Here is a 14,046-nt window from a genome sequence, read left to right on the forward strand (position 1 = left end):
CCCAGAACACAGGTGACTGCCATGAAGCTTCTGCATCTCGACGCCAGCGTGCTTGGCGACAACTCCGTCTCGCGCCAGCTGTCGGCCGCCGTGGTCGCCCGCTTCGCCAGCCAGATTGATGGCCTGCAGGTCGATTATCGCGATCTTGACGCCAATCCGGTACCGCATCTGCGCAGCAGCTCGCTGGCCAGGACCGACGCGGCCGAGGCGACCGATGCTGAACAGGTGATGCAGCAGTTCCTGGACGCCGACATCGTGGTGATCGGCGCGCCGATGTACAACTTCAGCATTCCGTCCACGCTGAAGGCCTGGATCGACCGCGTGGCCGTGGCCGGCCGCACCTTCAAGTACACCGAGAACGGCCCGGTGGGACTGGCCGGTGGCAAGCGGGTGATCATCGCCAGCAGCCGTGGCGGCATCTACACCGACTCGCCGGCCGACTTCCAGGAGCCGTTCCTGCGCCAGGTGTTCGCCTTCATGGGCATCAACGAGGTCGAATTCGTGCGCGCCGAGGGCATCGCCTATTCGCCGCAGCACCGTGAAGACGCCATCGCCGGTGCGCTGGCAGCACTGCCGTCGCACGAAGCGGCCGAACCCGTCGCCGCATAACGCGTTCCAACGTTCGGCGCCCCTCTCTCCTCGTCTGGGCGCTGAACGCGGGCCGGGATCCCCTCCCCCATCCCGGCCCACCCTGGCGGCCCCGCTGTGCGGGGCCGTTTTCTTTTGCGACGCGCTAGGCTGGGGGCATGAACTACATCGTGACGGCTGCGCACCGCAGCGAATTTCCGCACCCGATCACCCTGCGCCGTGGCCAGGCGCTGGTGGTGGGCGAACGTTATGAAGGCCCGGAGGGCTGGGAAGACTGGTTCCTGTGCCAAGCCGAAGGGCAGCAGCCCGGTTTCGTGCCGGCGCCGGTGATCGGTCACGATGCGCAGGGTGACGCCTATGCCACGGAGGATTACTGCGCGCGGGAGCTGGATGTGGATCCCGGGCAGATCTTGCGCGGGCTGCGCCCCCTCAATGGCTGGGCGTGGTGCGTGCCGGAGACCGGCGAACCGGGATGGGTACCGCTGGAGAAGCTGCGCGCTGTGGAGTGATCGCGGGGGTTCATCCACGCATGGCGTGGATCTACTGGGGCATCGTTGAATTCATTCCCGGCGCGTGCAACATCCTCAAGTAGATCCACGCCATGCGTGGATACGGTGCCATGCAAGCATGGCACCCACCCAGCCAGAGAATCAGGCGATGGTTTCCAGGCCGCCCATGTACGGGCGCAGGGCCTCCGGCACGGTGATGCTGCCGTCGGCGTTCTGGTAGTTCTCCATCACCGCGATCATCGCGCGGCCAACCGCCACGCCCGAGCCGTTCAGGGTATGCACCAGCTCAGGCTTGCCGGTGGCCGGGTTGCGCCAGCGCGCCTGCATGCGGCGGGCCTGGAAGTCACCACAGTTCGAGCACGAGGAGATCTCGCGGTAGGTCTCCTGCGACGGAAGCCAGACTTCCAGGTCGTAGGTCTTGATGGCCGAGAAGCCCATGTCGCCGGTGCACAGCAGCACCTTGCGGTACGGCAGGCCCAGCTTTTCCAGCACTACTTCGGCACAGCGGGTCATGCGCTGGTGCTCGGCGTCGCTGTCTTCCGGGCGGCTGATCGAGACCAGCTCGACCTTCTCGAACTGGTGCTGGCGGATCATGCCGCGCACGTCGCGGCCACCGCTGCCGGCCTCGGCACGGAAGCACATCGAGTGGGCGGTCATGCGCAGCGGCAGGCGCTCGGCGTCGACGATCTCGTCGCGCACGATGTTGGTCAGCGGCACTTCCGAGGTCGGGATCAGGTACCGCGTGGAGTCGCCCACGGCGGTCTTGAACAGGTCGTCCTCGAACTTCGGCAGCTGGCTGGTGCCACGCAGCGAATCGGCGTTGACCAGCAGCGGCACGTTGGTTTCCTCATAGCCGTGCTCACCGGTGTGCAGGTCGACCATGAACTGGGCCAGCGCACGGTGCAGGCGCGCGATCGGGCCGCGCAGTACGGTGAAGCGCGAGCCGGACAGCTTGGCCGCGGTCTCGCCGTCCAGCCAGCCGTTGCGCGCACCCAGCTCAACGTGGTCGAGCACCTTGAAGTCGAACTGGCGCGGAGTACCCCAGCGCGCCTGCTCGACATTGTCGTTCTCGTCGGAACCGGCCGGCACGTCATCGGCCGGCAGGTTCGGAATCCCCATAGAGATCGCTTCGATCTTCTCGCGCAGCTCGTCCAGCGCCACTTCCGAGGCCTTCAGCTCGTCGGCGAATGCAGCGACCTCGGCCATGATGGCCGACACGTCCTCGCCCTTGGCCTTGGCCTGGCCGATAGCCTTGGAACGGCTGTTGCGCAGGCTCTGCAGCTCCTGGGTACGCACCTGGATGCGCTTGCGATCGGCCTCCAGGGACTCCAGGGCAGACACGTCGAGCTCGAAGCCGCGGCTGGTGCGCAGGCGTTCGGCGAGGTCGGCGGGCTGGTGGCGGAGCAGGGCTGGATCAAGCATGGCAGGTGTCGTGGTGGGTATCAGGGATGGGATTATCGCTTGTTATACGGATTTCTGCCGCCCGGTTCATTCCCGCCGTGGCAGAATCGGGGCATTCCGTACTGGTCCGGTCCATGTCTGCACCCCGCTCGTCGTCCGCCAAGTCGTTTACCGTGCATATCCCGCGCAACGCCCTGAAGATCGCGGGCATCGCCTTCGGCGTGGGCGTGCTGCTGTTCGTGCTGGTCTGGTACACCGGTCGCGACAAGGAATTCTTCCGCGCCGACCCGGCCGCACAGACCCCGCAGGCGACGGCGCAGGTGGAACCGCTGCCCGAACCGCTGGCTGCGGCCGCCGGTTCCAGCGACATGCCCGATGCCAAGCCGGCCCCGGTCGAGGAGGAAGCCCCGAAGCTGGTCGAAACCCCGCCGCCACCGCCGGCGCCCGTCGCTGAAGCGGCCCCGGTCGCACCGGCCCCGGCGCCGGCTGCTACAGGCAACAGCCAGCCGATGCCGATCGCCGGCCAGTCGCCTCCACCGGCCTACCCGGCCGCCGCGCTGCGCGCCGGCGAGACCGGCAGCGTGGTGGTGCGCGTGGACGTGGATGCCACCGGCTATCCGAACAATGCCACGGTGATCCAGCGCAGCGGCTCACGCGAGCTCGACCGTGCCGCGACCGATGCGGTGCGCCGCTGGCGCTTCACCCCGGCGCAGAGCAACGGCCAGGCCGTACCGGGCAGCATTGAAGTGCCGTTCGACTTCAAGACCCAGTAACTGAACGTTTCCCGGCAGGCAAACTGAACCCTGCCGGTCGCGTTGACGCAACGCTGACACTTCCCGCCACTGGCCCGCGCAACACTCTCCCCGTCGTCCATTGACGGAAGGAGTTTGCGATGACCGCCACCACCCACGAAGACCTTCATTCGCCGCAGCTGCAGCAGGACGCCAGCGAACAGCACAAGCCCACGTCGCCCTGGATGTGGATCGCGCTGATCGTGGCGATGTTTGCCGCCGCGCTGCTCTGGCTGCGTCACTCGAACCAGGAAGACGTGGCGCCGGCACCGGTCGGCGAGCGCATGCTGCCCGCGCCCGAGCAGGCGCCGGTCGCCGATGTACAAGAGCCTGCGGCCCGCCAGGCCGCAGCGGCCGGCAACCAGCGCAAGGCCCCCCCTGCCGTACGCAATCGCGAGGCACGCCCGCTGGCAGGCAACAGCAAGCCGACCTACCCCGCTGCCGCGCTGCGCAATGGCGTGCAGGGCAGCGTGATCGCCAGCCTGAATGTCGATGCCCGCGGCCAGGTCACCAATGCTGCGATTGTTTCGCGCAGCGGCGAGCGCAGCCGTGACCTGGATCGTGCGGTGCTGAACGCCGTGCAGAACTGGAAGTTCCAGCCGGCGATGCATGAAGGCCGTGCAGTGGCCAGTGTGGTGCGGGTCCCGGTGGATTTCCGTACCGGACAGCGTTGATCGCGGACGAGGGGTTCGTGATGTTTAGACGGAGGCTTCGGCCTCCGTCCTTTTATGCGGAGAAGCGTGCCGACCAAGGTCGGCACCTACCGGGCGATGTGAGCGCGCCGACCGAGGTCGGCACCTACCGGACAGGGGGCGCGTGCCAACCATGGTTGGCACCTACCGGAAAACCTGATCGGCCGATCAGGCCAGGTTGAAGCCGGCGCTGCGTGCCAGGCCGTCGAAGTCCGGGAAGGAGGTGGCGACGTTGGCGACGTCGTTGATGCGCACTTCGCCGTCGCTGATCTGGCCGGCAATGGCAAACGCCATGGCAATACGGTGGTCACCGTGGCTTTCGATGGTGCCACTCCCCAGCCGAACGCCGCCGTGCAGGGTGGCGCCGTCTTCGGTCTCGTCCACCTGCATGCCCAGCGCACGCAGGCCGGTGGCCATCGCCGCAAGGCGGTCGGATTCCTTCACTCGCAGTTCGGCCGCACCGCTCACCACGGTCTGGCCCTCGGCGGCCGCGGCGGCCACGAACAGCGCCGGGAACTCGTCGATCATGTCCGGCACCAGTTCTTCCGGAATGCGTGCGCCCTTCAGCGGGGCGTAGCGCACCACCAGGTCGGCCACCGGTTCACCGCCCTGTTCTGCCGGGTTCTCTTCGCTGATGTCCGCACCCATCAGGCGCAGCGCATGCAGCAGGCCAGTGCGACGCGGATTCAGGCCGACCTGCTTCAGGCGCAGCTCGGAACCGGGAATGATGCTGGCGGCGACCAGGTAGAACGCGGCCGAAGAGAAATCGGCGGGTACCACGATATCCGTGGCGCGCAGGCGCTGGCCACCGCGCAGGCGGGCCTTGCCCGGCGAAAACGCGATGTCCACGCCGAATGCGGACAACATGCGCTCGGTGTAGTCGCGGGTCGGGTGCGGTTCGGTCACGCTGGTTTCGCCCTGCGCATACAGCCCGGCCAGCAGCACCGCCGACTTGACCTGCGCACTGGCCACCGGCGAGGCGAAATCGATGCCGTGCAGCGCTTGGCCACCATGCACGTGCAGCGGCGGCGTGCCGTCGTCCTGGGTGTCGATCCTTGCGCCCATCTGCGACAGCGGGCCGGTCACGCGGCGCATCGGTCGGCCGGACAGCGATTCATCGCCGATCAGCGTGCAGTCGAAGGCCTGGCCTGCCAGCAGGCCCGCCAGCAGGCGCATGCCGGTACCGGCATTGCCGCAGTCCAGCGGTGCCTGCGGTGCTTTCAGGCCGTCGATACCCACCCCATGCACGATGCGCTGCGACGGGCTGGGGGTTTCGATGCGCACCCCCAGCTGGCTGAAGATGCGCGCGGTGGCGCGGGTGTCTTCGCCTTCCAGGAAGCCCTCGATGTGCGAGGTGCCATCGGCCAGCGCGGCAAACATCACCGAGCGGTGCGAGACCGACTTGTCGCCGGGAATGGTCAGGCTGCCCTGCAGCGGCTGGCCCTTGCGGGCTATCCAGTGTTGCGCGTTGCTCATCGTTCGATCATTCCGTAAACACCGGCAGCGCCGGCGATGCATCAGGGAGTGGCGGCTGTTGCCGCCGCAGCAGCACTCAGGGCACGGCCACCGGATAGGAGCCCAGCACCTTGATCTGCGCCGAGTGCGCTTCCAGTTCGGCCAGCGCAGCCTGCATCGGCGCGTCGTCGATGTGGCCGGCCAGGTCGATGAAGAAACCGTACTCCCACTTGCCGTGGTGTGACGGCCGCGACTCGATGCGGTTCATGCTGATGCCGTGGCGGGCGAACGGGCTGAGCACGTCGAACAGCGCACCGGGCTTGTCATGGATGAACACCAGCACCGAGGTGCGGTCGTGCCCGGAGGTCGGGAAAATGTTGCGACCCACCACCAGGAAGCGGGTGGTGTTGTCGGCATCGTTCTGGATCGGCTTGGTGACCACCTTCTTCAGGCCGTACACGTGGCCGGCACTCTCGCCGCCGATGGCCGCCGCGTCGTCGGCGTTGCGCGCACGACGCGCGCCTTCGGCGTTGCTCGACACCGGAATCTTCTCGGCCTTCGGCAGGTTGGCGCGCAGCCACGCCGAGGTCTGCATGAACGACTGCGGATGCGCGTAGATGCGCTCGATGTCCTCGATGCGGCCGCTGCGCGACATCAGGTACTGCTGCACGCGCAGTTCCACTTCGCCGCAGATCTTCAGGTTGGAAGTCAGGAACATGTCCAGGGTGATCTGGATGGTGCCCTGCCCCGAATTCTCCACCGGCACCACGCCGAAATCGGCGTTGCCCGCTTCCACTTCCTGGAACACCTCTTCGATGCTGGCCATCGGCAGGCCCAGCGCCGAGCGGCCGAAGTGCTTGAGCACGGCCTGCTGGCTGAAGGTGCCTTCCGGGCCGAGGTAACCGATCTTCAGCGGCTCCTGCTGGGCCAGGCAGGCCGACATGATCTCGCGGTAGACGTGCACCAGCAGTTCATCGCTGAGCGGGCCTTCGTTGCGGTCCACCACCATGCGCAGCACCTGCGCTTCGCGCTCGGGGCGGTAGTAGTCGACGGCAGCGGCCAGCTTGCCCTTGGCCTTGCCGACCTGGTGGGCGAAGCGCGCGCGCTCGGCGATCAGGCTCTGGATGTCGCGGTCGATCTGGTCGATCTTCGAGCGCACATCGGCCAGCGCCAGCGGCGCCAGGGTGGGTGCCGGGTTCGAGGTGGCCTTGGCCTTGCCCTTCGCCTTGGTGGGCACGCTGTCCTTGGCCGGTTCGGCCTTCTTCGGCGCCTTCTTGCTGGATTTGCTGCTTGCCATCGGAATTCCTTGTTGCGGGGCACGCACCCGACGGTGCGCGCCGTTCATTGCTCAGCCGTGACGCTGCTGGAAATCGGCCATGAAGGCGACCAGCCCCTCGGCCCCGGCCAGCGGCATGGCGTTGTAGAGCGAGGCACGGATGCCACCGACGACCTTGTGCCCCTTCAGCGCCAGCAGGCCAGCGGCCTTGGCCTCGGCCACGAAGCGGGCATCGAGATCGGCATCGGGCAGGAAGAACGGGATGTTCATCCGCGAACGGGCCGCGTGTGCAACCTCATTGCGGTAGAAGCCGCCGGAACCGTCGATGGCGCCGTACACCAGCGCGGCCTTGGCGGCATTGCGCCTGGCGAACTCGGCCACGCCGCCCTCGGCCAGCATCCACTTGAACACCAGGCCGGCCAGGTACCAGTTCCAGGTTGGCGGGGTATTGAGCATCGAATCGCGGGCGACATGCGAGCGGTAATCGAAGATGTCCGCGCGCGGCTGGCCACTGCGCTCGAGCAGGTCGCGGCGGATGATCATCACCGCGATGCCGACCGGGCCCAGGTTCTTCTGCGCGCCGGCATAGATCACGCCGTAGCGGCGCACGTCCAGCGGCTCGCTGGCGATGGACGAGCTGAAGTCGGCGATCAGCGGAACGTTGCCGGTGTCGGGCACATCACGGAACTCGACGCCGTGGATGGTCTCGTTGGCGGTGATGTGCACGTAGGCGGCATCGGGTGACAGCTGCCAGTCGGCGCGCGGCGGCAGCGTGCGATAGCCATCGGCCTCGCTGCTGGCGGCGATGTTGACGTCCACGTAGACACCGGCCTGCCTGACCGCGGTCTTGCCCCAGTGGCCACTGACCACGTAGTCGGCACGCTGGCCGGGGGCGGCGAAGTTCAGCGGGATCAACGCCTGCTGGGTGGTGGCACCACCGGACAGGAACAGCACCGCGTAGTCTTCGGGGATATCGAGCAGGCGACGCAGGTCGGCCTCGGCCTCGGCGGCCACGGACATGAATTCCGCGCCGCGATGGCTCATTTCCACGATCGAAGCGCCGGACCCGTGCCAGTCCAGCATTTCCGCCTGCGCCTGGCGCAGGACCGATTCCGGCAAGGTCGCAGGGCCGGCACTGAAGTTGAACGCGCGCGTCATGTCACACCTGTGGGGCAAGACCCCTAGTATGCCGCAGTGCACCAGCCTTGCGGCCTTGTGCGGCAAGGGAAATTTGGTTTCATTGGAATCCATCGGCAACGCGACCGGGTAGTGCCGGCCGCTGGCCGGCAACCTAACGGATTCGGGGCGGCGGTTGCCGGCCAGCGGCCGGCCCTACCGTCAGCGCGCGCCGAACCAGAGCAGCAGGCTGAGCAGCGCGGCCAGCAGCAGCGCACTGACCAGCAGCCCCGGCCAGCGCCGCACCCTGCGCGGCGCGGCCGGCAGCACCGGCGCCTGTTCCACGTCCTCGCCCGACTCGTCCTCGACCGGCAACGACCGTCGGCGCGGATCATGCGGCACTTCCAGCACGAAACGGTGCTGGCCATCGAACACCACCTGGTCGCCGGCCTGCAGCCAGCAATGGCGCACGGCCACGCCATTGACGCGGGTGCCGTCGGCACTGCCGAGATCGCGCAGCAGCACGCGTTCGCCGTGCACTTCCACGCGGGCATGCTGCTCGGCAAAAGCCGGGTCATCGATGGCGATGTCGGCCTCGTTGCCACGCCCGATCAGGCGGGCCCGCGACAGGGTGAAGCTGCGGCCATGATGGAGACCGCCGACACCGCGCAGCAGCCGCTGCTGCTCGTCGCTGCCATCTTCGGCTTTCGGCGCAGGCGCCTGCAGCAGGCTTTCGACCTCGCCCTGCAGGACCATCTCCACGCCATCCACATACACCGCATCGCCTGCACGCAGCAGGGCCATCCGGCGTACCGGGCGACCGTTGACGTGGACGCCGCGGATGCCGTTGCCGACCTGCAGCCAGAGGCCGCGATCATCCATGCAGAACTGGGCCAGCAGCAGTGCGCCGTGGCCAGGATCTCCGAGCCGCACGCTGCCGTTGGCCTGGCGCACGATGCGCTGCACCCCGGGCCGCAAGGGCTGGTCGGGCTGTTGTTGTTGACTGAAGTGAACAAGCAGGTTCTGCACGCGGCGCAGCCTAGCAGGTTGGTCGCCAACGAAGAAGAACCCACGATGAGTGCTTGGCGCGGCGGCCCTTGATGCGCACAATGCTTGCCCTCTTCGACCATCCCCGCCCTGCGCCAGGAGCCTGCATGTCCACCATCGATGTCCGCCACGCCCACGCCCTGCCCGATGCACAGGCGCGCGCCGCGATCGAACAGGTCGCTGCCAAGCTGTCCGAGCGCTTTGGCCTGAAGTCGTCCTGGACCGCCGACGTACTGAACTTCTCCGGCAGCGGCGTGGACGGTGTGATCGAACTGCAGCCGGGCGCGGTGCGCGTAACCGCCAAACTGGGCTTCCTGCTGTCGGCGATGAAGGGCATGGTCGAAGGCGAGATCCAGCGTGTGCTGAAGGAAAAGCTGGGCTGAACCCCGGCGGCGGCCGTCACGGCCGTGCAACGCCGGTGCGCGCTACTCTCGGGGGCAGGCCCAACTCCCACGGGAAGTGCGATGAACCACTACGAGAACGACGACCGCCGCAACGACGATGCCTCTTTCGGTGACCAGGCCGAGCGCTTCTCGCGCAAGCTGAGCGATTCGGCCCAGCAGGTCTGGCTGGCCGGGTTGGGTGCGCTGGGTCGCGCCCAGGCCGAGGGCAGCCGCTTCTTCGACGGCCTTGTGAAGGAAGGCGAAGCCTGGGAAGCCCGCCGCCGTGAACGCAACGGCGACCAGGGCCCGGGCTGGCGTGACAATGTCGAGACCTCGCTGGACGAGGCCCGCGAGAAGGCCTCCGGCACCTGGAACAAGGTCGAGAAGGCCTTCGATGACCAGGTGCAGGGCGTACTCAAGCGCCTGCATGTACCCACCGCCGACGAAGTGACCGCGCTGGAGGCGCGCATTGATGCCCTGCACGCGCGCTTGGCCAAGCTGGAAAACCGCGCCGCGTCCGGCACCGATGCCCCTGCTCCGGGCAGCCATCAGTCACCGGACAGCGTGCCCTGACCACGATTGTTGCAATGCAATAAAAATTGATTGACAATCGCGAGCAACCCGCCAATCGCTTCGGCTGCCGTTTGTTCCCTCCCCTCACGGCTTCAGGATTGGCGGGTTTTTCGTGCCCGCTGTACGCCGATCTGCGTGCTCCATCACGCTTTCTGTCAGGAACATCCTGACCCGGCCAGGCACCGCGACCTTTACACTGTCGTTCTCCGCTTTCGCCCCTTCCGCCCTACTCCTGCATGCTCCCCTGGATCCTGGCCCTGCTGTCGGCCCTGCTTAGCTGTTTCCTGGCCGTTGTCTATCTGTGGTGGGTCAAGCGGCGGCAGAAGGAGATGCAACTCGGCCTGCAGGCCCTGGCGGGCATGCATTGGCGCGAATTCTCCGTTCTGGTCAAGCGCATGCTGCGCGAACAGCGCGGCCTGCGTGAACTGATCGATCCGGCGGAAGAAGCCCGCGAGCCAAGCAGCGATTTCATGCTCAGCGATGGCCCCAACCACTGGCTGGTGTCGTGCAAGCATGGCCTGGCCTACCGCATCGGCACCGCCGCAGTGAACGAGCTGGGTGCGGCCGCGCGCCTGGCCGGCGCCAAGGGCGGCGTGCTGCTGACCGAAGGCCGCATCGAGCGCGACGGCCGCAGCGCCGCCGAGAAGCAGGCGGTTGAAGTGCTGGACGGCCCGCGCCTGTGGCCATTGCTGCAGCCTTACCTGCCCGGCGACATCGAAGCGCGCGTGCGCGCCAGCGCCCGGCACGAAGCGCTGCGCCGCATCGCCATCGCCGCACTGGGTTCGGCAACGCTGGGGCTGCTGGTTGGCCTGGGCCTGCAGGGCCTGCGTGTGGAAGAGGCCGCGCCGGTTGCTGCAGCGTCGGTGGTGGCGACGCCTTCAACCGCGCCTGCGGCGGAACCTGCTGGCACCGCGGCAGTGCTCCCGGCCGCCTCTTCACCCGCGGCTGCCGTCGCCCCGGCGGCCGACCCGCGCAGCAACCCCAATCCGGATGCAGCCACGCTGGATCGCTACCAGGCCGATCTGGCCCGTGCCCTGGCTGGCAAGCCCGGCATCGCCAGCGGTGTCTGGCTGACCCGGCAGACGCTGGCGATCAACCGCACCGGTGAACTGGAAAAGGTCTGGCCGCAGGTCTGTGAGGAAGTGCTGCACTACCCTGCCCTGCGCAACGTGCGCATCCAGCTCAATGCCCGCCCCGGCGTGGATGAGCCGGTGCGCTGGCGGCAGTGCGCTACGTATTGATGGGGCAACATCCACGCATGGCGTGGACCTACTGAATCCCGACACACGAATCTCTGGTAGATCCACGCGATGCGTGGATGCCTTTGCAGAGTCGAGCCACGCTCGACTCATCGCGCAACGCGCGAACAGCAGCCGACCATGGGCTGGGCTCTACAGGGCGCCCGCTCAGCCCAATGCTGCGAGATGGGCGATGTAACTGGAGCGGGATTCGCCGGCCGCCCTGGCCTGCGCATCCAGCCTGGCCAGGATGCGACGCGGCAGGCTGATGTTGACCCGTTCGATGGTGTCGTCCAGCAGAGATGGATCAATGCAGATGTAGGCAAGAATCCAGGCCGTACCACTGGGAGCCTCGGCGACGATCTTCTGTGGCGCAGAAGGACTCGGAATCGAGCGCCCCTCATCCAGGGCCGCATCGATCCAGGCAAGCGCAGACTCCTCGGCCGCGCTGAGTGCATCGTCAAGCGTGTCGGCTGCCGAGAAGCACCCCGGCAGATCGGGAACGATGACCCCCCACGCGGTGCGTTCATCGCCGGCCTCAATCAAGACTGGATAGCGCATGGGACCTCCTACGTCAGTCCTGCGAGCTTCCGCAACGCCTGAACCAGCCCCTTGCCCAGATCCTTTCTGGGGTGAGGCACGGTGATGATGTGAGGCCACTGCGAGGTGCACGAATACATGATGGGATCCGCGAATCCTGCAACAGGTCCAACCTGCCGCCTCCAGACCCCGGATGAGGTCCCTGCTCTTCATGCAGGGACGATACACATCGCACACACGCACCAACAGAGTTCAAGACGACAGCCGTACCGGACCAGTAGATCCACGCCATGCGTGGATGGAATCCCTAGCGAGCGCCCGGCGCGAAGCGCGCAACCAGGTCCCAGGCATCCCCCAGGAACACCTGGCGCACGCGGGTGATCGGCTGTTCACCGCGCCAGGTCAGGCGCTCGATCACCAGGCAGGCGGTGCCCGGTTTCACGTCCAGCAGCCTGGCCGTGGCGGTGTCCGCACCCCAGGCACTGATGCGATGCTGCGCGCGCGTCCAGGACACGTTCTGCAGCAACCAGCTGCCCGGCGCGGTGGTACTGAAATCGACTTCCAGTACCTCGGGCACGCCCACCGGACTGATCAGGCGATGCTCCAGCGCCAGCGGACGGCCATCGGCCAGGTGCAGGCAGCGCATCGCCAGCAGCTTCTCGCTGCCGGCCAGCTCCATTTCACCGGCATTGCCGCCGTCGGCCAGGCGCAGCTCGCGCTGCAGCAGGCGGTACGCGTACTGGTGGCCGCGCGAACCGACCTCCATCGCGATATCGGGAATCTCCAGCGCTACCTGCTCCAGGTGCGGCGGCTGACGCGCCACGAATGAACCCGCACGACGGCGGCGTTCGATCATGCCGCTCTCGGCCAGTGCGGTCAGCACCTTGTTCACCGTCATCCGCGAGCAGCCGTACTGCTCCATCAGTTCGTGCTCGTACGGAATCCGGAAGCCCGGCGCCCACTCCCCACTGAGGATGCGGCTTTCCAGATCGCTGCGGATACGCTGGTTGAGCGTGGCGGACTTGCTGGCCTTCACGTAATGGGATCCCGGTGGCGGAGACGATCAGCCCAGCACGCCCTTCAGGGCGGCGGCGAAGGCGGTGGTGATCGCCTCGCGCTGCAGGTGGCGGCCGTCGGCCACGCACTGGCGGCCATGCCGCCAGACCGATCGCAGCGCGCCATTACGTGCGGCGAACACCCAGCTGTCAAGCCATGCGTCATCCTGTCGCGCCTGCAGCGCCGGGTGTGCGGCATCCAGTTCGACCAGATCGGCACTGGCGCCCACCTGCAGGCCAGCGGCCACGCCCAGCGCCTGTGCGCCACCGTGCAATGCACCTTCAAACAGGAAACGACCGGTGCTGCGGGTGGCATCCGGCGCCAGCACGTTGCGTCCGCGCAGGGTCAGCCGCTGGCCGTACTCAAGCAGGCGCAGTTCTTCAGCTGCATCGATCAGCACATTGGAATCGGAACCGACACCGAAGCGCCCGCCCTCGCGGGCGAACGCCTGCATCGGGAACAGGCCGTCGCCCAGATTGGCTTCGGTGATCGGGCACAGGCCGGCCACAGCCTGGCTGGCGACGATGGCCGCGCGCTCGTCATCGGTGATGTGGGTGGCATGCACCAGGCACCAGCGCGCATCGACCGGTGCATGGTCGTACAGCCACTGCACCGGGCGCTGGCCGCTCCAGGCCAGGCAGGCCTCGACTTCACGCACCTGCTCGGCGATATGGATGTGCACCGGGCCGTCGGTCAACGGCAGCAACGCGCCCAGTTCCTCGCCGGTGACCGCACGCAGGCTGTGCGGTGCAATGCCGAGCACCGCATCGGGCAGCGCGGCCAACGCCGGCTTGGCGGCGTCCAGCAGCTGCGCGAAACCGTCCACGTCGTGGATCAGGCGGCGCTGCGCCGGATTCGGCGGCGCGCCACCGAAATCGGCATGCGCGTAGAACACCGGCAGCAGGGTCAGGCCGATGCCGGTCTGATCGGCCGCAGCGGCAATCCGCGCGCTCATCTCGGCGCGATTGGCATAGGCATGGCCATCGGCGTCGTGGTGCAGGTAATGGAACTCGCCGACGCGGGTGAAGCCGCTTTCCAGCATTTCCATGTAGGCCTGGGCGGCGATGGCCTGCACCGCGTCCGGACGCAGGTGGGCCAGGAAGCGGTACATCAGCTCGCGCCAGCTCCAGAAGCTGTCACCGTCACCGCCGCCGATCTCGGTCAGGCCAGCCATGCCGCGCTGGAAGGCATGGCTGTGCAGGTTGGGCAGGCCCGGCACCAGGATGCCGGCGCGGGTGTCGCCGTGCTGGGCGCCCTGCCCCGTACTGATCGCCGCAATACGACCGTCCTGTACCTGCAGGCGGACATCACGGGCCCAGCCATCGGCCAGGAGGGCGTGGGCGGCATGGAAACAGTGCGGGGAACGCGAATCGGACATGGC

At 67.4% G+C, this 14,046-nt stretch carries 15 protein-coding genes; 7 read left to right on the forward strand and 8 right to left on the reverse strand.

The genetic code is table 11. The annotated features are described in order from the left end of the window. Positions 1 to 21: 21 nt before the first annotated feature. Both ACS0OT_RS12470 and ACS0OT_RS12475 read left to right on the forward strand, forming a co-directional pair. Positions 22 to 609, forward strand: coding sequence for an FMN-dependent NADH-azoreductase (locus tag ACS0OT_RS12470; protein ID WP_061478956.1), 588 nt, complete (start codon positions 22 to 24; stop codon positions 607 to 609). A gap of 137 nt (positions 610 to 746) precedes the next feature. After that, on the forward strand, positions 747 to 1,097 hold the full coding sequence (locus ACS0OT_RS12475; protein ID WP_442255834.1) for a ligand-binding protein SH3: 351 nt from the start codon (positions 747 to 749) through the stop codon (positions 1,095 to 1,097). Between the two features lie 141 nt (positions 1,098 to 1,238). Here ACS0OT_RS12475 and serS read toward each other — a convergent pair whose 3' ends face one another. Then, positions 1,239 to 2,519, reverse strand: coding sequence for a serine--tRNA ligase (gene serS / locus ACS0OT_RS12480; RefSeq protein WP_139727319.1), 1,281 nt, complete (start codon positions 2,517 to 2,519; stop codon positions 1,239 to 1,241). Positions 2,520 to 2,632: 113 nt separating this feature from the next. Here serS and ACS0OT_RS12485 point away from each other — a divergent pair, with 113 nt between their 5' ends. Then, entirely contained in the window at positions 2,633 to 3,271 is a 639-nt protein-coding gene (locus tag ACS0OT_RS12485; protein ID WP_442255835.1) for an energy transducer TonB, read from the forward strand. Between the two features lie 119 nt (positions 3,272 to 3,390). Beyond that, entirely contained in the window at positions 3,391 to 3,963 is a 573-nt protein-coding gene (locus tag ACS0OT_RS12490; RefSeq protein WP_065186166.1) for an energy transducer TonB, read from the forward strand. Positions 3,964 to 4,149: 186 nt separating this feature from the next. Here ACS0OT_RS12490 and aroA read toward each other — a convergent pair whose 3' ends face one another. From aroA to ACS0OT_RS12510, 4 genes are all read right to left on the reverse strand, one after another. Further along, entirely contained in the window at positions 4,150 to 5,457 is a 1,308-nt protein-coding gene (gene aroA / locus ACS0OT_RS12495) for a 3-phosphoshikimate 1-carboxyvinyltransferase (RefSeq protein ID WP_065186167.1), read from the reverse strand. A gap of 76 nt (positions 5,458 to 5,533) precedes the next feature. Beyond that, entirely contained in the window at positions 5,534 to 6,733 is a 1,200-nt protein-coding gene (pheA, locus tag ACS0OT_RS12500) for a prephenate dehydratase (protein WP_005417297.1), read from the reverse strand. Between the two features lie 51 nt (positions 6,734 to 6,784). Further along, positions 6,785 to 7,870 carry a 3-phosphoserine/phosphohydroxythreonine transaminase gene (gene serC / locus ACS0OT_RS12505; protein WP_164229468.1) on the reverse strand — a complete coding sequence of 362 codons (1,086 nt, stop codon included), beginning with the start codon at positions 7,868 to 7,870 and terminating at the stop codon, positions 6,785 to 6,787. Positions 7,871 to 8,050: 180 nt separating this feature from the next. Continuing rightward, positions 8,051 to 8,857 carry an FHA domain-containing protein gene (locus ACS0OT_RS12510; RefSeq protein WP_442255836.1) on the reverse strand — a complete coding sequence of 269 codons (807 nt, stop codon included), beginning with the start codon at positions 8,855 to 8,857 and terminating at the stop codon, positions 8,051 to 8,053. Between the two features lie 125 nt (positions 8,858 to 8,982). Between ACS0OT_RS12510 and ACS0OT_RS12515 the strand changes: the two genes are divergently transcribed. The 3 genes from ACS0OT_RS12515 (at position 8,983) to ACS0OT_RS12525 (ending at position 11,072) form a co-directional block, all read left to right on the forward strand. Continuing rightward, complete coding sequence (locus ACS0OT_RS12515) at positions 8,983 to 9,258, forward strand: polyhydroxyalkanoic acid system family protein (protein WP_087922984.1); 276 nt, start codon at positions 8,983 to 8,985, stop codon at positions 9,256 to 9,258. Between the two features lie 81 nt (positions 9,259 to 9,339). Beyond that, positions 9,340 to 9,831, forward strand: coding sequence for a phasin family protein (locus ACS0OT_RS12520; RefSeq protein ID WP_053497278.1), 492 nt, complete (start codon positions 9,340 to 9,342; stop codon positions 9,829 to 9,831). 236 nt (positions 9,832 to 10,067) lie between these two features. Further along, positions 10,068 to 11,072, forward strand: a complete 1,005-nt coding sequence (locus ACS0OT_RS12525) for a restriction endonuclease (RefSeq protein WP_164229469.1) — start codon at positions 10,068 to 10,070, stop codon at positions 11,070 to 11,072. Between the two features lie 165 nt (positions 11,073 to 11,237). On the opposite strand, the gene ACS0OT_RS12530 is transcribed toward ACS0OT_RS12525, so the two are convergent. From ACS0OT_RS12530 to ACS0OT_RS12540, 3 genes are all read right to left on the reverse strand, one after another. Further along, the gene (locus tag ACS0OT_RS12530; RefSeq protein WP_005417308.1) at positions 11,238 to 11,630 is read right to left on the reverse strand and encodes a type II toxin-antitoxin system HicB family antitoxin; all 393 of its coding nucleotides are present in this window, start codon (positions 11,628 to 11,630) and stop codon (positions 11,238 to 11,240) included. 286 nt (positions 11,631 to 11,916) lie between these two features. Further along, positions 11,917 to 12,645 carry a histidine utilization repressor gene (gene hutC / locus ACS0OT_RS12535; protein WP_065178642.1) on the reverse strand — a complete coding sequence of 243 codons (729 nt, stop codon included), beginning with the start codon at positions 12,643 to 12,645 and terminating at the stop codon, positions 11,917 to 11,919. 27 nt (positions 12,646 to 12,672) lie between these two features. Then, positions 12,673 to 14,043 (reverse strand): formimidoylglutamate deiminase, encoded by a 1,371-nt coding sequence (locus tag ACS0OT_RS12540; protein ID WP_139727323.1) that lies wholly within the window; start codon positions 14,041 to 14,043, stop codon positions 12,673 to 12,675. Positions 14,044 to 14,046 lie beyond the last annotated feature (3 nt).

The organism is Stenotrophomonas maltophilia group sp. RY12688, from assembly GCF_052149045.1.
Lineage (GTDB): Bacteria > Pseudomonadota > Gammaproteobacteria > Xanthomonadales > Xanthomonadaceae > Stenotrophomonas > Stenotrophomonas sepilia.